This window comes from Halomonas sp. R57-5, from assembly GCF_900070345.1.
Lineage (GTDB): Bacteria > Pseudomonadota > Gammaproteobacteria > Pseudomonadales > Halomonadaceae > Vreelandella > Vreelandella ventosae_B.
On the sequence record NZ_LN813019.1, the window covers coordinates 3,697,128 to 3,715,813 of the forward strand.

Consider the following 18,686-nt stretch of genomic DNA (forward strand, 5'->3'; position numbering starts at 1 on the left):
GTGGTCGCTTATAAATTAAAAGCGTCTTCCACCAGCTGGCGCTGCTGTTCAGTGTGGACGGACATATAGCCAGCTGCAGGAGCAGCAGAGGCGGGACGTCCAGCAAATTTCAAGTCGCGTCCGAGGCCATCTTTCAGCATATCGGCCACTGCACGCATATTGTGCTGACTGGAATACCAAGCGCCCTGATTAAGCGGCTCTTCCTGGCACCACACAATGTCTTCTATGTTGGTGTAGTCTTGCAGCGCTTCCAGAAGCTCTTCTTTCGGGAAGGGGTAGAGCTGCTCAACACGTAAGATTGCTGTGTCATGACGCTCATTCTCAGCGCGCCACGCAGCCAAATCGTAGTAGACCTTGCCAGCACATAGCACCACGCGGGTGACCTTCTCTGGCACAAGATCCGCCTGGTCAGCAAGTACCATGTGGAACTTACCGTGGGCGAGATCTTCAAGGCTCGACGTCGCTTCTTTATGGCGCAGCAGCGATTTAGGTGTCATGACCACCAGCGGCTTACGCAGCGGACGAATCACCTGACGACGCAGTAGATGATAAATCTGCGCGGGCGTGGTCGGTACACAAACCTGCATGTTGTGCTCGGCACACATTTGCAGGAAGCGCTCCAAGCGTGCCGAAGAGTGCTCTGGGCCTTGGCCCTCGTAGCCGTGTGGCAGCAGCATGGTTAAACCACACACACGACCCCACTTCGTTTCACCTGAAGAGATGAACTGGTCGACGACCACCTGGGCACCGTTGAAGAAGTCACCGAACTGGGCTTCCCAGATCACCAAGTCATTCGGCGCGGTGGTTGAGTAACCGTACTCAAACGCCAAAACCGCTTCTTCCGAAAGGATAGAGTCATGAATGGTGAAACGCGGCTGACCATCGGCCATGTTCTGCAGCGGCACATAGGTGGTGCCGTCTTTCTGGTTATGCACCACCGCATGACGGTGGGAGAAAGTACCGCGACCAACGTCTTGCCCGGTAATCCGAATCGGGKGGCCCTGCTCTAGCAGAGTGGCGTAGGCCAGCGTTTCCGCAAAGCCCCAGTTAAGCGCCAGACCGCCAGCCTGCATCTTACGCCGGTCATCATAAATCTTGGCCACCTGGCGCTGTACGTCGACGCCATCCGGCACCTCACACATTCGAGCGGCTAGCTGCTGCAGACGCTTCATATCGAAGGTCGTATCGGCATCGCCCGACCATTCGTGGCCCAGGTAAGGCGCCCAGTCAACGAATAGAGAAGCATTGGGCTCTTGCACCAATGCATTGGCCACGTGATTGCCTGCCACTAGATCATCACGATAGGTCTCTATCATCGCTTTGGCGTCTTCGTCAGAGAGCACGCCCTGTTCAACCAAGCGCTTGGCATACAGCGACCGCGCGGAGGGATGATCTTTGATCTTGGCATACATCATCGGCTGCGTGCCTGACGGCTCGTCAGCTTCGTTATGGCCACGACGACGATAGCAAACCAGATCGATCACCACGTCCTTTTTGAACTGCTGGCGATAGTCGAGAGCCACTTGGGTGGCGTGCAGCACTGCGTCCGGGTCATCGCCATTGACGTGGAAAATTGGCGCTTGAACCATCTTGGCAATATCAGTGCAGTATTCGGTAGAGCGAGCATCCAGCGGATGCGAGGTGGTGAAGCCCACTTGGTTGTTAATCACAATGTGGACTGTGCCACCGGTTTTATAAGCACGGGTCTGGGACATCTGGAATGTCTCCATCACCACACCCTGACCAGCAAAAGCCGCGTCACCGTGGACGTTGATCGGCAGCACTTTGCTGCCCTCTTCGTCGTTACGACGATCTTGGCGGGCACGCACAGAGCCCTCTACGACTGGCGCGACAATTTCCAGGTGCGACGGATTAAACGACATCGCCAAATGGACTTCGCCGCCCGGTGACATGACGTTTGAACTGAAGCCCTGGTGGTACTTCACATCGCCTGAGCCGCGTTCAATGACTTTCTTACCGTCGAACTCATCAATCAAGTCAGCTGGGTTTTTACCCAATATATTGACCAACAGGTTGAGTCGACCACGGKGCGCCATGCCGATGACCACTTCCTTGGTGCCATAACCGCCAGCACGCTGGATAAGTTCATCCATCATCGGCACAAAGGTTTCACCGCCTTCAAGACCAAAACGCTTGGTACCTGGATACTTGGATGCCAGGTAATTCTCCAAACCTTCGGCGGCCGTCAAACGCTCCAGCACGTGCTTACGCACATCGGCGCTGAAATCAGGCGCACTGCGTACCGACTCGAAACGCCGCTGTAACCAGCGTTTCTCTTCCGTATCGACGATATGCATGATCTCGCAGCCGATGGAGCGGCAATAAGTACGCTCCAACGCATCCACGATGTCACGCAGTGGCGCTTTGTCGATACCTAAAAAGAAAGAACCGGTTTGGAACTCGGTGTCCAGATCAGCTTTTGAAAGCTGATGAAAGGACAGATCGAGGTCGGGGACGGGGGTGGGATTACGCAGTCCTAGCGGGTCGATATTGGCCTTTTGATGGCCACGGAAGCGGTAAGCGTTAATCAGCTGCAGGACTTTTACCTGCTTCTTGTTTTCACCGCTATCGGCAGCGGCGACTACACGGCCCGGGCGGCTTTCGCGCCCCAACTGGTAGAACTGATCACGGACTGGGCTTAGTGGAACATCGTGGGAGGCACTGCCCTCGGGGCGCGGCAACTGGTCAAAATAGCTGCGCCATTCGTCAGGGACAGACTCAGGATCGGCGAGGTACTGCTCGTAAAGCGCTTCCACGTAGTGAACATTGCCGCCACTAACGTGAGAGGAACGCCACATCAACTCCATTATGCCTTGTTGCATCTCTCGTTCACCCTGCACTGATGGGGTGGTATCGGTATCGTCGCAAACGTGCGGCGACATCGCTATTGCCCTGCCGGCGGGGCGGGACATTTGCCGGCGGCGCCGGCCAACGGCCGGAAACCCTGTTCATCTAGCTATTCGTTCTCAAACTTTTCATACGGTGTTTCGTCTTCAGTTCATGCTCGAAAGCCGGTACCCCAGGCACCGGCTTTCAAACTTGTCTGATCAGCGGTGCGACGTGACGCCGCACCGCGTGACAAACCCTATGATAACAAGCGAAGCGCCATGATTTAAGTGGCATTATCACCCAACTTAAGTGGCAGACGCTTTTTTACTAAGATGTCATAGGCTTAGGTAGCATCAGCGAGTAACATTTCGCGAATTTTACCAATTGCCCGGGTAGGGTTAAGCCCTTTTGGGCACACCGCTACACAGTTCATAATGCCACGGCAACGGAATACCGAGAACGGATCTTCCAGGTTGCTCAACCGCTCGCTGGTGGCCGTGTCACGTGAATCGGCCAGGAAGCGGTATGACTGCAGCAGACCCGCCGGGCCAACGAACTTCTCGGGGTTCCACCAGAACGACGGGCAAGACGTTGAACAGCATGCGCACAGAATACACTCATACAAGCCATCAAGCTTGTCGCGTTCTTCTGGCGACTGCAGGCGCTCAATGGCCGGCGCAGGCGTGTCGTTCTGCAGGTACGGCTGAATACGCTCGTACTGCTTATAGAACAGCCCCATATCGACGACCATATCGCGAATAACCGGCAAGCCCGGTAGCGGGCGCAGGGTCAGCTTGTTGTTTTTGACAACGTCTGACAGCGGCGTGATACAGGCCAAGCCGTTTTTGCCGTTCATGTTCATGCCGTCTGAACCGCAGACGCCTTCACGGCAGCTGCGACGAAACGCCAAACCGCTGTCTTGCTCCTTCATCATATGAAGGACATCCAGCACCATCACATCGCGGCCTTTGGTATCGACCTGAAACTCCTGCATGTAAGGTGCGGAGTCGGTTTCCGGATTGTAGCGGTATACGGATACCTGAAGATTGGACATAGTGACTCCCTCTCGTCTATGCGGCGTTTAGTAGGTACGAACCTTAGGCTCGAACGTATCAACAGTTTTCGGCTTGAAGTTAACGTCGCGTTTTTTCAGCTCTTTCGTCGCCGGGAAGAACAGCGAGTGCTTCAGCCAGTTGACGTCATCACGGTCTGGATAGTCGTAGCGCGAGTGGGCGCCGCGGCTCTCTTTACGCTCAAGGGCAGCGATCGCCGTCGCTTCAGCCACTTCCATCAAGTTATCGAGTTCCAGCGCTTCTACACGGGCAGTGTTAAAGGCATTGGACTTGTCAGGCAGGTGGGCATTGGCGATACGCTCACGCAGCAGCGCTAGCTTGTCGACGCCTTCCAGCATGTTTTTCTCTTCGCGGAATACGCCGAAGGAGGTTTGCATGATTTCCTGAAGCTCAGCCTTCAGTTCAGGAATGCTTTCGCCGCCTTTAGACTCGTTCCAGCGCGTGATCCGCTTCATGGCCGACTCAATGTCAGACTCAGAAGCGTCCAGATACTCAATGCCTTCGTTCAGCGCACCTTCGATAAACATACCCGCGGCACGACCAAACACTACCAGATCCAGCAGCGAGTTACCGCCCAAGCGGTTGGCACCGTGAACAGATACACACGCTGCTTCACCACAGGCAAACAGGCCGTTAACGATATGATCCTTACCGCTTTCGTCCATGGTAATGGCCTGACCATGAATATTGGTCGGAATACCGCCCATCATGTAGTGGCAGGTGGGTACAACCGGGATCGGATCTTTCGCCGGGTCAACGTGAGCAAAGGTCTTAGAAAGCTCAACGATACCGGGCAGGCGCTTACCAAGCACTTCTTCACCCAAGTGATCAAGCTTCAGGAAGACGTGATCGCCCTTCTCGCCACAGCCGCGACCTTCCAGAATTTCCATGACCATCGAACGGGCGACAACATCACGGCCCGCCAAATCTTTGGCGTTCGGCGCATAACGCTCCATAAAGCGCTCGCCGTCTTTGTTGATCAGGTAGCCACCTTCACCGCGGCAACCTTCTGTGACCAGCGTGCCCGCACCGTAAATACCGGTCGGGTGGAACTGCCACATTTCCATGTCTTGCATCGGGAAGCCCGCACGCAGCGCCATGCCAATGCCGTCGCCAGTGTTGATCAAGGCGTTGGTCGTAGAGGCGTAAATACGCCCTGCACCACCGGTGGCCAGTACCGTGGCCTTGGACTTAACGTGAACCACTTCGCCGGTTTCGATGCACATGGCAATACAGCCGACCACGTCACCGCTGGCGTTTTTGACCAGATCCACCGCGTACCACTCATTGAGGAACACGGTGTTGTTCTTCAGGTTGTTCTGATAAAGCGTGTGCAGCAGCGCGTGGCCGGTACGGTCAGCCGCGGCACAGGTACGTGCTGCCTGACCGCCTTCACCAAAGTTCTTCGACTGACCACCAAACGGGCGCTGATAGATGCGACCGTTGTCTAAACGCGAGAACGGCAGGCCCATGTGTTCAAGCTCAAATACCGCTTTCGGGCCTTCAGAACACATATACTCCGCCGCGTCCTGGTCAGCGATATAGTCGCCGCCTTTAACGGTGTCGTACATGTGCCAGCGCCAGTCGTCGTTCGGGTCATCAGACGCGATTGCACAGGTGATACCACCCTGAGCAGAAACGGTGTGAGAGCGGGTCGGGAAAACTTTCGATAACACGGCCGTCTTTTTACCGGACTTCGCCAGTTCCAGAGCGGCTCGCAGGCCAGAGCCACCGCCACCAATAATAATGGCGTCAAACGTCAGGCTACGCAGATTAGACATGTAATCAAGCTCCCCACAAAATTTGAATGCCCCACACCAAGTACACGAAAATGCCCAGGATGATGACAGCTTGGGCACCCACGCGCAGGCGAGTGGACTTGAGATAGTCGGTGGTGACGGTCCACAGACCGATCCAGGCGTGTGCCGCTATGGCGACAAAGGCCAAAAGCGAGAAAATGCGCATCCACGTCTGGCTGAATAGGCCGCTCCACGCGTAGTAATCGAGGTTCGGATTAAACAGCAGGAAGGCAACGATAAAGACCGTGTAGAGGGCCAAAATAACAGCAGAAACGCGCTGCATCAGCCAGTCAGAAAGCCCACTACGGCCAAAACTTGTAATGTTAGTTACCATACCCAAACTCCTGCCAGAATAATCAGAACGGCGCTGACCACCACGGTGATCTGCGCTTTTTTAACGCCACCCTCAAGGGTTACTCCAATGTCGGCATCCATCAGCAGGTGCTTGATACCTGCTACAAAGTGAAATGCCAGTGCAGACAACAGCCCCCAAGCAATCAGCTTAGCCAAAAAATTATTGGCCAGCGCATCGCTAACGGCGTCGAAACCCGCAGGAGATGACAAGGATTTGCCCAGCGCCCAAAAAGCGAAAATCAGGCCAACGAACAGGATGACACCCGTGATGCGGTGTGTGATCGACGTCAGCGCCGGCAGTGGGAAATGTATCGTAGTAAGGTCTAGGTTTACGGGTCGTTTGCTATTCACGGCTTTGTACACACTCTCTTGGCCCGCTCTGCGACAGGTCGGGCATGGCCCGAGCGGGCGGTGGTTGCTGGAAGGGGCTCGGCCGTTGCCAAGTCGGGCACGACCACCTACCTGCCGGTCGCGCGACGTGGATTATAAGAACCTTCGCCCTCGCTTACAAACCGAACTCAGGCCTAACTCGACTATGGTGCAAGAAAATTGTCTTCATCCTGAGTCGATTTTGCGCTGCAGCATGGTTATAGTGGCAAGAGACTAGCAGTTTGATAAGCCTGTTAACATATTATGTTAGAATACAGGCAAAAATCTCTGGCGTTTTGCTACACTGCACGCCCTCTCATCATATACAAAAATTACCCACAACAACAATTCTTGTACAACATTCGGCTAGCGCTTAGGCTAATTGACAAAATGTCGCACGCTTCTATAGTGGGCAAGCCTTTTCGCCGGCGCGGTATGCGCAGCAATGACTTTACGTCCCAACCCGAATTCGAAAGGAGGCCAGCATGGCTGACAGGAAAGCGACATTGACGGTAGACGGTCTGGATAAACCGATCGAGCTACCCATGTATTCCGGCACACTTGGCCCCGACGTCATCGACGTACGCGGCTTAGGTGCTGAAGGCCTGTTTACCTACGACCCCGGCTTTATGGCCACCTCTTCTTGCCAGTCTGCCATCACCTATATTGATGGTGGCAAGGGCGTACTGCTTCACCGCGGTTACCCCATTGACCAACTGGCCAAAGAGTCCAATTTCGTGGAGGTGTGCTACACCCTGCTGTTTGGCGAGCTACCCAACGACGAACAGTACGCAGAATTTGAATCGCGCATTCGTAACCACACCATGGTTCACGATCAAATCAATAACTTCTTTAAAGGGTTCCGCCGCGATGCGCACCCGATGTCCATCTTGTGTGGCGTAGTAGGCGGCTTAGCGGCCTTCTACCATGACCATATGGACATCACTAAAGAAGAAGATCGCGAGATCAGCGCGATTCGCCTAATTGCCAAAATGCCGACTCTGGCGGCCATGTCGCACAAGTATAATGTCGGCCAGCCGTTCAACTACCCGCGCAACGACCTGAGCTATGCAGAGAACTTCCTCTACATGATGTTCAGCAACCCGTGCGAAGAGTACAAAATCAACCCGGTATACGCGAAAGCTATGGACCGCATCTTTATGCTGCATGCGGATCACGAGCAGAACGCCTCTACCTCGACAGTACGCTTGGCAGGCTCTACCGGCGCCAATCCATTCGCCTGTATTAGCGCAGGTATCGCGGCACTCTGGGGCCCTGCTCACGGCGGCGCCAACGAAGCCGTGCTAGCTATGCTTGACGAAATCGGCGAAGACTCCGAAGAGAACATCCAGCGCTTTGTCGATAAAGCCAAGGACAAGGATGACCCGTTCAAGCTAATGGGCTTTGGTCACCGCGTTTATCGCAACTTTGACCCGCGCGCCAAAGTGATGAAGGAGACCTGCGACGAAGTCCTCGCAGAGCTCGGCATGGCTGATGACCCCCAGCTTAAAATTGCCAAGCGTCTTGAGCAGATCGCCCTAGAAGATGAGTACTTCATTGAGCGCAAGTTGTACCCGAACGTCGATTTCTACTCCGGCATCATCTTGAAAGCGATGGGCATCCCGACCAATATGTTCACCGTGATTTTCGCGGTCTCACGCACCATTGGCTGGATCTCTCATTGGCACGAAATGCTCAGCGAAAGCTACAAAATCGGCCGTCCGCGKCAGCTCTATATTGGTCACGACCAGCGTGACTATCCGAAAAAATAAATCCCCCGCTTTATAGCACGACCAAAGGCCACCTCCGGGTGGCCTTTTGCGTATAACCCTGACTTAGGCCACCAAGGCAGCAACATGTCGCAAACGATTGATCCCATGCCTAGTGCCCTGCAAGGCAAGACAGCAGCCCAGAAGCCTCTTAGGCCCCTTGTAGTGATCGCTTGTAGTGATCGCTTGATGGGATAGCTTGATGATAGCTAGCGTGCCTACCGAGGAGGCACGCTCGATAGCATTTAACGCCGCCTTGGGGAATCATTCATTGGACCATCGCCCCACTATAGAACGCCTAAACAGCTGCTAATATCGCTTGACTTTTTTGCTGCCGGGTATTGATCAAGGTTTTCCACACTATCTGTGGATAACCCTGTTCACAACCACTTCAAAACGTCCCGAAATCGCCATGGGCAGTGGGCCAGCCTTAAATTGGTTATTTTTTAACCTAACATAACTGATTGTTTTTAAAGGGTTTAAGTTCTGTTCAAGATTTTTTGCGTCAACAACAAGGGGTTGTGCACAACCCTAAAACCAGAAACGCAAAAGTGGACAAGTCAAGCACAAAATCGTCCAAAAATTGTCGATTTGTAGCTCTTTTGTGAATGACAGACATGCAAAAACCAGCATATGAGAGGAGCTCATTGCTAGAGGAAATAAACGATTAGGAAGGGTACTGAAGTAGTGGCGTCCCATAGGGGGTTCGAACCCCTGTTACCGCCGTGAAAGGGCGGTGTCCTAGACCACTAGACGAATGGGACGTAATTGAGCCGCTTCGCAAAAACCATTACTGAAAAACCGTTACTTAAAAGTTATCACTAATTGGTGGAGCCTAGCGGGATCGAACCGCTGACCTCAACACTGCCAGTGTTGCGCTCTCCCAGCTGAGCTAAGGCCCCACATGTCGCGAAGACGGAGCGTATAATACTGATTATGCGGGTCTTCGTCAATAGAAAAAACGCCAATTCCTAAGGGTAAGAAATTGGCGCTAGCGCTATATCAATCACGGTTAAGCGATTTCACGAAGCGATTTCACGAAACTCTTTTTCAAAGCGCTTGGCCTGTTTTTTGGAGACGCCGCCTAAGACCTCTATCGCACTGCGCAAACGTGCGCGAGTAACGTCGGAGCCAAGAATTGCCATGGCGTCCATCACTGAGGTGCTTGAGCTGCTACCGGTAATGGCAATAAACACCGGTGCCAAGAAGGCCTTCATTTTCAAATCAAAATACTCAGCCAGTATCTTGACTTCGCTCAGCAATGCCTCTTTATGCCAAGCCGCAACGCCTTCAAACCGCCAGACAAGAAACTGGAGCAGTTTGACCAGTTCCTCCTCCTCGAGCTTCACGCTATCGAACGACGCTTTTGTTAGCGTCGGCAAACCCGAAAAGAAGTGCCCTGCCAACGGCATCACTTGGGAGAGCGTCTCTACCCGTGGGCGTACCTGTGGCAGTATCTGCTTAACGTAGGCTTCATTGAAGGCCCAATCGCGCAGCGCGCTCAACAGTGCATCGTCGTCGAGGTCTTCACGGATATACACGCCGTTCAACCACGTCAGTTTCTCCAGGTCGAACACCGGACCACCTAGGGAGACACGCTGAACATCGAACTCTGCCATCATTTCTTGCAGGCTGAATTTCTCGCGCTCGTCGGGCATCGACCAGCCCATCCGCCCCAAATAGTTGGTAACGGCCTGGGGTAAAAAGCCCATCCGGCGATAATAATTGATCGAAGTCGGGTTCTTGCGCTTGGAGAGTTTGGATTTATCCGGGTTGCGCAGCAGCGGCATGTGACAAAGTTGCGGCATTTGCCAACCAAAATACTCATACAGCAGTTGATGTTTTGGTGCGGAGTTAATCCACTCTTCCCCACGCAACACATGGGTAATTTGCATTAAGTGGTCATCAACAACGTTTGCTAGGTGATAAGTAGGCATACCGTCTGATTTAAGCAGAATTTGCGCATCCACCTGCGCCCATTCCACTTCAATAGTGCCACGCAGCATGTCATTGACGACACAAACACCTTCAGCAGGCACGTTCATGCGCACCACGTAAGGCCAGCTTTCCTGCTCACGGCGTGCTTGCTCTTGGCTATCCAGCGCTAAATCAGCGGGCTTCAATGCCAGCTGCAGCCCTGCGGCTTTACGCGTCTCGCGCAGCTCATCCAACTCTTCACTGGTGCGGTAGCATTTAAACGCATGCCCGGCATCCAACAGCTGCTGGGCGTATTGGGCATAAATATCGCCACGTTCGCTTTGCCGATAAGGGCCGTGAGGCCCGCCAACATCCGGGCCTTCATCCCACTCAAGCCCCAGCCAACGCAGCGAATCGAGAATCATCTGCTCCGACTCAGGCGTAGAACGCACCCGATCAGTGTCTTCAATACGCAGAATAAATTGGCCACCATGCTGACGCGCAAAACAGAGGTTAAAAAGCGCAATGTAAGCCGTACCAACGTGGGGGTCTCCAGTGGGAGAAGGGGCGATGCGAGTACGTACGGTCATGAAAACGTCCTATTGGCAAAAATGCATGGCAATATTATACGCACCTTAGGCGCAACCAACAGCGTTGCTCAGGGAACAACTAGCGCAAGAAAGCGTCAGAGAAATTAACTCAACGTTATTTGTCCACTAATGCGCGCTAAAGCACAATCGCTTAGTATGGCTCTGCAGCAACACCTTGGGCGCATACCCCAAGTTTGAGACAGACCAATAACGTATGTTCATAGCGCCACTATTTTTGTTTGTTGAAAGACATACCATAGTGGAAAACAGCCAACGAGCTTGTTTAGCTCATCATTAGGAAGACGAAATGGAATCGCTAGGCTCACGTATCAAGCAACTGCGGCTTAGGGCCAAGCTCAACAAAGCTGCCCTCGCACGCAAAGTTGGCGTGTCAGATGTCACCATTTCTTATTGGGAATCTGGGGCGATCAAACAGATCGGTCACGAACGCCTTGTTGCGCTCGCCGACGCCCTCGACTGCTCCCTGGCAACACTGCTGGAAGGTGACAGCGCCCCCGAGCTGTTAACGTTGACCCACACTGGCCCCCTCCCCTGGGAACAGGTACAGGCAACGACCATTAAAGTGCCCAGTCATCTGCCGCTGCACATCGACTGGAAAGCACCGTGCGTGATGGCAACACCCGGCCAAGGTACAGATTTTTCACCCGTTAATGCTGGTGACCTTCTGCTGCTTGGGCCAACACATGTGTTTCACAAAGCGGGCCACTATGTAGTGCAACGCGACGATCGTTTCGTCATTGAGCACTTCGCCAAAGCCCCAAGCGACACATCGATTCATGCAGTACTGTTAGCCCATTGGCATCCTGCCTAAAGCGTCTACCTCCCCGGACTCTCTAGCACCTCCACCTGGTCACGCGTTTGCCTTGGCTCACTCCCCACCAAGAAGCGCCGTGAGTAGGTGGCCACTTGGCCCAGCCCATGGCGGGATTGATTTACCAGCTCTCCCGCCAGGTGCTGGCCCTCGTGGCCAATACGCGCCTGAACGGCTTCCGGCTGCACACTGCCTTCGGAAACCTCAACCTGCACTATATAGCCACCATCGGGTAAGCCACTGCCTGGACCAAATGGCCCCGCTGCAAACACGCCATTTTGTATGCGTGTCCGCTCCCGCCAACGCACGCTGCTAATCTCGCGCTCGACGATAATCTGCACCAGTGTTTCGTCAGGTAAGTTGCTCTCGCCTTCCACCATTAAACGCCTATCGCTGCGCAGTGATACATGCGCAAATATCTCGACCACCAGCGGCGCTACTTCTTCCTCCTCATCTGCTTCTGTCTCGGCAGCTGTCGGTTCAGGGGCTGACGTTTGTGCTGCGGTTGAGGACGGTTCMCTTGGTTCATCTGTTCCGCCACACCCTGCCAGTAGCGCAACAGACACTATTAACACGCCAACACTGCTCATTACATTGCGCATACACACTCCGAAATATTACTTGTTCTGCAGCTTACCACTGCATAGCCGCTACCACAGTGGAATACTCATTTTTGGCCCCGCGCAAGCCCTCGCTTCCGGTACAATATGCTTATCATGCTAACAAGACACTTTCAGGAGCAGCGGCTTTGGAGATCATTTGGTGGTTGGCCTATATAGCACTGGGCGGTTTCGTGGGTCTGATGGCGGGCTTATTGGGGATTGGCGGTGGGGGCATTATGGTGCCTATCCTAACGTCCCTTTTTGTACTGCAAGGCGTATCTTATGAGCACCTTGCCCACCTGGCCTTAGGCACCGCCATGGCGGCTATCATTCCCGCCTCCGCCTCCAGCCTGCTTTCCCACCACCGCCATGGGGCGGTTCGTTGGGATATCGTGCGTTTTATCACCCCAGGCATATTAACCGGCACCTTTTTGGCGACCTTTATCGCTGCCCTGATTCCCACCCGCGGCCTAGCCATCTTTTTCGCCTGTTTTATGCTGCTAATGTCGCTGCAGATGCTGGCGAATATCAAGCCCAAACCCAACCGCAGCTTACCTGGTCCTCTTGGGGTCAGCGGCGTCGGCCTCGGCATCGGCGGTATTTCTGCGCTCGTTGCCATTGGCGGTGGCTCACTAACAGTCCCCTTCCTCACTTGGTGCAATGTCAAACTTCCCCGCGCGATTGGCACCTCCGCAGCCGTAGGGCTACCGATTGCGGTTGCCGGGGCGCTAGGCTACGTCATCAACGGCTGGTCTACCCAAGGCCTGCCCAGTGCAGCGCTCGGCTACGTTTACCTACCCGCGCTACTATTAATGGCACCCTTCAGTATTCTTACCGCCCCTATCGGGGCAAAGCTAGCGCACAAGCTGCCCGTTAAACTCCTCAAACGAGTATTCGCTTTTATGCTGATGGGGTTGGCACTGCAGATGGTTTATGCAGTGTTTACGGCTTGAGGGGGTGCGAGCAGCAAAGCCTAAAGCGATTATTCTTAGCTAATAGCTAAAACAATCGGATAGGGACAGACCCTAAAGGGTAGCGCTGCTCAATCAGCGGGTGGGTGACGTCGCACGTATCTGATCGCGCCTGACTTTGTGATTAATGATCGCATTCACATGCCTGATCAATCGACCTTGCCATACGCCCACGCCTCGCATGAAATACTCAGGCCAATGAGGCGACTCAGGTATGGTAGAAAGAAAAGGGTGAATAAGAGAGGGGTACTGAGCTAATACACTACGCGTGTCTTTATGCCTTGATATGTCACGGTAAACATACTTGGCATAATCCAGGCTAGGCCGCCTAGCAGCGGGGTCTGAGAATATTTCAAGTGCTTGGTTCCACAGATCTTCACGCACGATTCGGCATAAGACTTCTGTACGCACTAGCTCACGTTCAACCGCTATCGGCCTCATACGCCGGTGTTTCAAATTAGCGATGCGCGTCCATAACAGCGCGGCTGGATTTAAAACATAAAAACGTAGAATTTCTTTACCGTCTTGGTGTAGATCCCACTCTACCAGCCTTGCCTTGGCGCGCATGCTATCAGCATCAAGCCCACCATACACCTGGTTCATAACATCTACTACGAAATGCCCGTCAGCCAATATTTCAGGGCGATAAAGCTCTATCAATGCCATGTTGGGTACATGGTCATCTGGCGTAGGAAAGCGTGGCACTCCTTTCCACTGCTCTGCTAATACCCTGACCCCTTCAACAGTCCCTGCTACAATGTCGAGGTCTGATGAAGTCAAAGCAGCAGTATGTACTTGATCTAACTGCCCTTCCAAAAAATAAGCACCCCAAAAAGCAATTGCCTGGCCTCCAATGAGCACCAGGCGTTCTTGATATTCTGGGGGAAGCTCTGCAATAAGTTTCAGAATAGGCTGTATTGAAAGACTATCTTCCATCCAAACTCACTACAGATAAGTAATAAATTTAGGTAGGCTCAGAGCGGCGCAGGAGCTGGAGCGCCACGAATAATTCGGGCATGCTGACGTGCGCCCTTGAACTGAGAAGCACGCTCGATTGCTTCCTTAGAAACCTGCATTTCTGCATATTCTTGGAAACGGTTGCGTTCTTTCTCTTGAAGACGTAGCACGAAACCATTCTTTTGATTTGCGCTAATATAAGAAACCATGATTTTCACCAGTAAAATCAGTTGGTTATAGAAGGTAGTGATGCTCACTCATCTGGCTAAGCTTTCTGTGAAAGCTTAGCCAGATGAGTGAGCTTCGTCAAGATTTGTTGACGTTCATAGATATTAAGTGATATTTCCACCCTGCGCAATCCCCCACCCATCCATGGCTGAGGATATCCCGTTGCCGCAATCTTCTAGCGAAACCCTGAGGAAACGCGTGCAACTAAGCGACATTTCCAGCTTGGCAAGTTTCTACCTAAATGAATGTAAGCCAACTCCGACACAATTTGTACGAGATCGCTTACACCGCCCAGCATCTCGTCTGCCTGACCACCACACACTTGAACTGCTGCGTGTTCACGAAGTAGCCCTGGCCACCATCCGGTGTCAACAATCGGCAACGGCTGCCCACACGGTGGGCTTTAAACAATCGGTACTCCCCTTCCACCTCCGCCACTACCAGATCGGCGGAGCCGAACGATCGCGCTTCATCTACCAGCAGCACATCGCCTTCCATGCACGGCCCGCCTAGGCGGGCGTCCTCGCTTATCTCCMCCAGAAAGCAGCTGGGTGAAAATTTTCGATTATCCATTTCGGCTACCGCTGGGTGCTCCACGCCCACCGCTGCTGGCCCTAAGTAATTTACACGCATTCTGTTGCCATGTGCTTGCTCCACATTCGCAGTACTCGCCCCGCTAGTGGTCGAAATGGAACGCCCCAAAAACACTCGCGTGATCCTACACGCCGCCCAGCAAGCACTGGCAAAGATCTACCGGCCCAAATACGCTACAAGGCGTGATGCTGATCAATCTCACCGACGAGAAGCGCCAACAGCTCAGTTTGATGGGTACACCACAAACGGAAGAAGAACATCAACGCAGCCAAAAGCTAATGCCCACTATGGACGCGCTAAACGAGAAAATGGGAAAGCAAACGGTACGTCTAGGCTAGCGGAAAAGAACGCCCCTAGCACCTACGCTGCGCGAACCGAAGCCCGCGCTATACGACGCATTGGGATGAGTTGATGGTGGCATATACGGATGAGGGGGCGGCTAAAAGATCAACTACCATCAGAAGAAATTGAAATTAACCAGCCTATAAGAGAAGGTAAATTCCAAGTACAAACGGCAAGCATGATATAAATAAAAGCCGCTATCGCTAGAGCAAAATAGAAGGTATTTCTTCTCTTCTTTATAGGCTCTAAAAACCGGCTCTCTTTATCGTCACTAGAGGAATAATGTTGAAGTACATCAAGCCACTTTTCGCTTTCTTGGTCAGACAAAGCGATATCACGAAAATGAGCTGCAGATTGGATCATTAAAGACAAGATCAAATAACATGCTAAAACTTTAGATATAACAGACAGCCCAGCGCTACCAAGAAGCTCTGAAAAATTATCCTTATCAAACCTAGCAACAAAAGAAAAAGTTATAAATATCAATATACCAAGAGCATCACGAGCGATAGAGCTTACTAAATCTCTAACTTTTTGAGCATAAAGATCCGCCTGAGATTTCATATCTTTCATGAGTTCACGGATTTCTTTATGGTATGCATCCTTACGGTCTAGAATCACAAAAGCGTAGCTGTCCCGCGCCTGCTGTAAGGCAGCTGAAAGATGATGCTCCATGCCTGATGAAAGAGACTGGCCTCTTTCGATATCGATCGACAGCCGATCCATCAACAACCCTAACCGCGTCTCAGGTCGCTCATCATATACCCAGGAAACCGCTTCGATCATTCGTTTCAGCGTCTCTGAACTCGCTGCTGGACTGGTGTCGAGCAGTGGTAATGAAAGGCGCTTAGTGCCCTGCAACGTGGCTTCGTAGATACCATCGACACATCGTAGTTCTTGGACTAAACAGGCCGAGAATACGCTTGCACTTAATGTGACCAAGGGAGCAGTCTCGGCGCTATCGAGGTCCCCCCAGGTGAGGGCATATGCTTTCGGGCAAACCCGCAATGCCTTCGTGGCATTGGTATGTATCAAGCGATGCACATCCGCATGTTCTGGTAGTATCACTTCATCGATGCTTGGGGGCTCACCCTCTGGCGGCATAACCCAAAGCAGCGGGCCACCAACGCCATTAGAAAGCCCATGAACACGCACCGTTGTTGGGTTGGCCAAGTCAGGGATATTGCCAGTAGGATACAGAAACGGATCCCAGTTTTTGAGCCATTGATGGAATCCATCCACGCTGAAAAATACCAACGTGGTTTCGTCATCCCTTGCCTTCAAAAATTCAGAGATAGGCGTCTTTCCAAGAACCAAGCGCCAGGGACTATTATCGAAATCGTCACCTGACAGGTCATCGACATCAATCCTGTCGTTAGTATCGGCCGCCCAGATCGTTGGAGGTGATATTTCCAATTGCTCGCTAAGTGCTAAGGTATGGGATAGCTTCGCTCGAATCGACTCGTTCAGCGAATCACCTTCTATAATCAAGCGAAAGCTCTCTTCAACCGCCTTCGCAGCATGAGGGCGAAGAGCTTCAATGGCCTGTAGCAGATCCACTACGGCGGTCATGGCGACTAGCCTTTCGGTATTAAGTTATGGGTTTCAATGGTAACCCGCGACCTACCGCCATCCAAATTTTCAATCAGCATACCTACTTGTTCTGGGGTGCCTTCATAGGAGATCGTGATTCCCTCCGAAGTTTCGTAAATATGCTTGCGCTGCGCCTTGGGAAGGGAATCAGGGCGCGGCCGGAATGTTTGCCCCGCTATGCCTGCCTCTTCCAGGGCATCACGTAGAGACCGCACCAGCGCAACCTTCCTTTCTGGGTTTTCATCTCGTACTACTGTGTCCAGGAACGTATCCGTATCGAAGGTATCATGGTCCCTGAGATAGTTGAGAGCACGACCTCGATAGGTGTTCAAATCCTCACCAGGAGGCAATTGATCTTGTGGTATATCTTTCGCCCACTTCCTTACTGCCTGATCTGTCGACCTTGTCAGTACTGAATCTTGCTGACGCTCGATCACACCCAGAAAAGCTTGATAATAATCACCTAGCACAGGTTTCTTAACTCGATCGAAAGCCAGTACATCCCATGCAAACTGATTGCTAGTATCTATTAAAGCACTTTTCTGCACCGCTTTTTTGTTTTCATTCAAGGCATTCGGAATCTCATCAACAACAGCAACCTTTCGTCCCTGTATATCCTCATAGTTATAGGTAAACGATTCCTGCTGATCCATCTTGACCAAAAATACAAGTTGCTGCCAATCATGAGCCTTGGCTAAATACTTAACGACCGATACGATAAAAACACCTGCCGACATGTTACCACCATGTAGGCGCGCAAACTCTTGGGTCATCTGGTAAGAAAGGTCTACAAACCCATCTCGGTCTTCAACTAATCGTTGGCTTTGTTCCTGAAGGTTGGGCGCATCAGGATCAAAAAGATACTGAGTTCCTTCAGCTATATCACGCAGCCGGTCAAGAAAAAACGATTTCTGTTTTTCCTGCAACTGAACTTCATCAAGCTTTATGACCTTACCTGGCGCATCAGGATCAATGATATGAAAGATAAATTCGACGATCTCTAGGGTATCGCGTTGGCCCTGCGTAAGAACGCCTTCTAATTGTTGTCCTGCCATTCCGAATCCCCTTATTTTTGTGTTTCCTGCGCCGGTCACACCACATAACCTCGAGTATTACGAGGTTTAGCAAATATGCTGGCTAACTCTGCGGCGTTTAATAAACCGCCGAATACAACCTATCCTCGAGCCTCTCTGCCAGGCTCATCTTCTGCTACGCGAAACCGCCAATACCGATCAGGCTTTACCCAAACAACGTCTGACTCTGTCAGCTTACGGAAAGCCGTCAGCACCTGTGTTCCAACGACAAGATTTCCATCCGCGTTTTCACGCAGCAGTTCCTCTGCGTCCTGCTTTACCAAATAATCGACCACGTCGTCCTGATATAAGCAGCCTTCCCGCTCAATTAAAGCCAGCATCCACGCCGCTACATCGTTTGGCTTCATGATGAGGGTTGCTCAACCTTTTCGAGGGAATCTGTAGGAAAAACACCCTGCTCCAACTTCTTTCCTGCAAACCATTGGCACCTACATCTTTGACGCTCTTCGTCATAATCACTAACAGCCATTCCCGGGCCACCAGATTTGAGCTGAACGATATCCCCGACTACGAATTTCTTAGTCATTTTCTTTTCCTTTAAATCAATCAAAATAAAAATGAGCTATACCACCCGCCCAATCCAAATCTCACACCGCCCCAGAATCTCCACATCGTGCATATCCTGCGGCTTGATCATTTCCGGCTGGTAGTGGTCGTTGTCGCTGATCAAGTACAGCGCGCCGCCCGCCAGACGCTGTACCCGTTTAATTCTTCGCTCACCGCTCACCGCTCACCGCTCACCAGCAGCAAAA

At 52.3% G+C, this 18,686-nt stretch carries 19 protein-coding genes, 2 tRNA genes and 1 pseudogene; 5 read left to right on the forward strand and 17 right to left on the reverse strand.

Translation table 11 applies throughout. The annotated features are described in order from the left end of the window. Nucleotides 1-8: 8 nt before the first annotated feature. The 5 genes from HALO_RS16935 to sdhC form a co-directional block, all read right to left on the reverse strand. On the reverse strand, nt 9-2,843 hold the full coding sequence (locus tag HALO_RS16935; protein WP_050714203.1) for a 2-oxoglutarate dehydrogenase E1 component: 2,835 nt from the start codon (nt 2,841-2,843) through the stop codon (nt 9-11). Between the two features lie 350 nt (nt 2,844-3,193). Beyond that, complete coding sequence (locus HALO_RS16940) at nt 3,194-3,904, reverse strand: succinate dehydrogenase iron-sulfur subunit (RefSeq protein ID WP_009287296.1); 711 nt, start codon at nt 3,902-3,904, stop codon at nt 3,194-3,196. 27 nt (nt 3,905-3,931) lie between these two features. Beyond that, nucleotides 3,932-5,704 carry a succinate dehydrogenase flavoprotein subunit gene (sdhA, locus tag HALO_RS16945; protein WP_035577580.1) on the reverse strand — a complete coding sequence of 591 codons (1,773 nt, stop codon included), beginning with the start codon at nt 5,702-5,704 and terminating at the stop codon, nt 3,932-3,934. Nucleotides 5,705-5,708: 4 nt separating this feature from the next. After that, nucleotides 5,709-6,056, reverse strand: coding sequence for a succinate dehydrogenase, hydrophobic membrane anchor protein (sdhD, locus tag HALO_RS16950; RefSeq protein ID WP_035577578.1), 348 nt, complete (start codon nt 6,054-6,056; stop codon nt 5,709-5,711). Further along, nucleotides 6,050-6,427 (reverse strand): succinate dehydrogenase, cytochrome b556 subunit, encoded by a 378-nt coding sequence (gene sdhC, locus HALO_RS16955; RefSeq protein ID WP_196518187.1) that lies wholly within the window; start codon nt 6,425-6,427, stop codon nt 6,050-6,052. Before sdhC ends, sdhD begins: the two co-directional genes overlap by 7 nt. 503 nt (nt 6,428-6,930) lie before the next feature. Here sdhC and gltA point away from each other — a divergent pair. Beyond that, nucleotides 6,931-8,217, forward strand: coding sequence for a citrate synthase (gltA, locus tag HALO_RS16960; protein ID WP_035577576.1), 1,287 nt, complete (start codon nt 6,931-6,933; stop codon nt 8,215-8,217). Nucleotides 8,218-8,902: 685 nt separating this feature from the next. On the opposite strand, the gene HALO_RS16965 is transcribed toward gltA, so the two are convergent. The 3 genes from HALO_RS16965 to gltX form a co-directional block, all read right to left on the reverse strand. Next, nucleotides 8,903-8,978 (reverse strand) — tRNA-Glu (locus HALO_RS16965). Between the two features lie 62 nt (nt 8,979-9,040). Next, a tRNA-Ala gene (locus HALO_RS16970) sits at nt 9,041-9,116 on the reverse strand. A 120-nt stretch (nt 9,117-9,236) separates the two neighbouring features. Further along, nucleotides 9,237-10,721, reverse strand: coding sequence for a glutamate--tRNA ligase (gene gltX, locus HALO_RS16975; RefSeq protein WP_035577574.1), 1,485 nt, complete (start codon nt 10,719-10,721; stop codon nt 9,237-9,239). Between the two features lie 307 nt (nt 10,722-11,028). Here gltX and HALO_RS16980 point away from each other — a divergent pair, with 307 nt between their 5' ends. Next, a complete protein-coding gene (locus tag HALO_RS16980) occupies nt 11,029-11,553 on the forward strand; it encodes a helix-turn-helix domain-containing protein (RefSeq protein ID WP_035577572.1) in 525 nt (174 codons plus the stop codon). 5 nt (nt 11,554-11,558) lie between these two features. On the opposite strand, the gene HALO_RS16985 is transcribed toward HALO_RS16980, so the two are convergent. Beyond that, nucleotides 11,559-12,155, reverse strand: a complete 597-nt coding sequence (locus HALO_RS16985; RefSeq protein ID WP_050713732.1) for a hypothetical protein — start codon at nt 12,153-12,155, stop codon at nt 11,559-11,561. Between the two features lie 146 nt (nt 12,156-12,301). On the opposite strand from HALO_RS16985, the gene HALO_RS16990 reads away from it, so the two are divergent. Next, a complete protein-coding gene (locus HALO_RS16990) occupies nt 12,302-13,108 on the forward strand; it encodes a sulfite exporter TauE/SafE family protein (RefSeq protein ID WP_035577568.1) in 807 nt (268 codons plus the stop codon). Between the two features lie 93 nt (nt 13,109-13,201). On the opposite strand, the gene HALO_RS16995 is transcribed toward HALO_RS16990, so the two are convergent. The 3 genes from HALO_RS16995 to HALO_RS17005 form a co-directional block, all read right to left on the reverse strand. Further along, nucleotides 13,202-14,062: a hypothetical protein gene (locus HALO_RS16995; RefSeq protein WP_035577566.1), complete on the reverse strand. Its 861-nt coding sequence runs from the start codon at nt 14,060-14,062 to the stop codon at nt 13,202-13,204. Between the two features lie 38 nt (nt 14,063-14,100). After that, nucleotides 14,101-14,340, reverse strand: coding sequence for a hypothetical protein (locus HALO_RS17000; RefSeq protein WP_035577563.1), 240 nt, complete (start codon nt 14,338-14,340; stop codon nt 14,101-14,103). A gap of 253 nt (nt 14,341-14,593) precedes the next feature. Next, nucleotides 14,594-14,944, reverse strand: coding sequence for a hypothetical protein (locus HALO_RS17005; RefSeq protein WP_050713733.1), 351 nt, complete (start codon nt 14,942-14,944; stop codon nt 14,594-14,596). A 146-nt stretch (nt 14,945-15,090) separates the two neighbouring features. Between HALO_RS17005 and HALO_RS23135 the strand changes: the two genes are divergently transcribed. Both HALO_RS23135 and HALO_RS23780 read left to right on the forward strand, forming a co-directional pair. Beyond that, nucleotides 15,091-15,243 carry a DUF4113 domain-containing protein gene (locus tag HALO_RS23135; protein WP_152561123.1) on the forward strand — a complete coding sequence of 51 codons (153 nt, stop codon included), beginning with the start codon at nt 15,091-15,093 and terminating at the stop codon, nt 15,241-15,243. A gap of 22 nt (nt 15,244-15,265) precedes the next feature. Next, nucleotides 15,266-15,376, forward strand: a pseudogene (locus tag HALO_RS23780) (DUF4113 domain-containing protein); the annotation flags it as partial. On the opposite strand, the gene HALO_RS17015 reads toward HALO_RS23780, so the two are convergent. From HALO_RS17015 to HALO_RS23140, 5 genes are all read right to left on the reverse strand, one after another. Beyond that, entirely contained in the window at nt 15,353-16,819 is a 1,467-nt protein-coding gene (locus HALO_RS17015) for a hypothetical protein (RefSeq protein ID WP_035577558.1), read from the reverse strand. The pseudogene HALO_RS23780 and the gene HALO_RS17015 sit on opposite strands and share 24 nt — an antisense overlap. A gap of 5 nt (nt 16,820-16,824) precedes the next feature. Continuing rightward, nucleotides 16,825-17,895 (reverse strand): nucleoid-associated protein, encoded by a 1,071-nt coding sequence (locus tag HALO_RS17020; RefSeq protein ID WP_035577555.1) that lies wholly within the window; start codon nt 17,893-17,895, stop codon nt 16,825-16,827. Nucleotides 17,896-18,014: 119 nt separating this feature from the next. Then, on the reverse strand, nt 18,015-18,281 hold the full coding sequence (locus HALO_RS17025) for a DUF6953 family protein (RefSeq protein WP_035577553.1): 267 nt from the start codon (nt 18,279-18,281) through the stop codon (nt 18,015-18,017). Continuing rightward, nucleotides 18,278-18,460, reverse strand: a complete 183-nt coding sequence (locus tag HALO_RS17030; RefSeq protein WP_035577551.1) for a YodC family protein — start codon at nt 18,458-18,460, stop codon at nt 18,278-18,280. Before HALO_RS17030 ends, HALO_RS17025 begins: the two co-directional genes overlap by 4 nt. Nucleotides 18,461-18,496: 36 nt before the next feature. Further along, a complete protein-coding gene (locus HALO_RS23140; RefSeq protein WP_157693182.1) occupies nt 18,497-18,661 on the reverse strand; it encodes a S24 family peptidase in 165 nt (54 codons plus the stop codon). Nucleotides 18,662-18,686 lie beyond the last annotated feature (25 nt).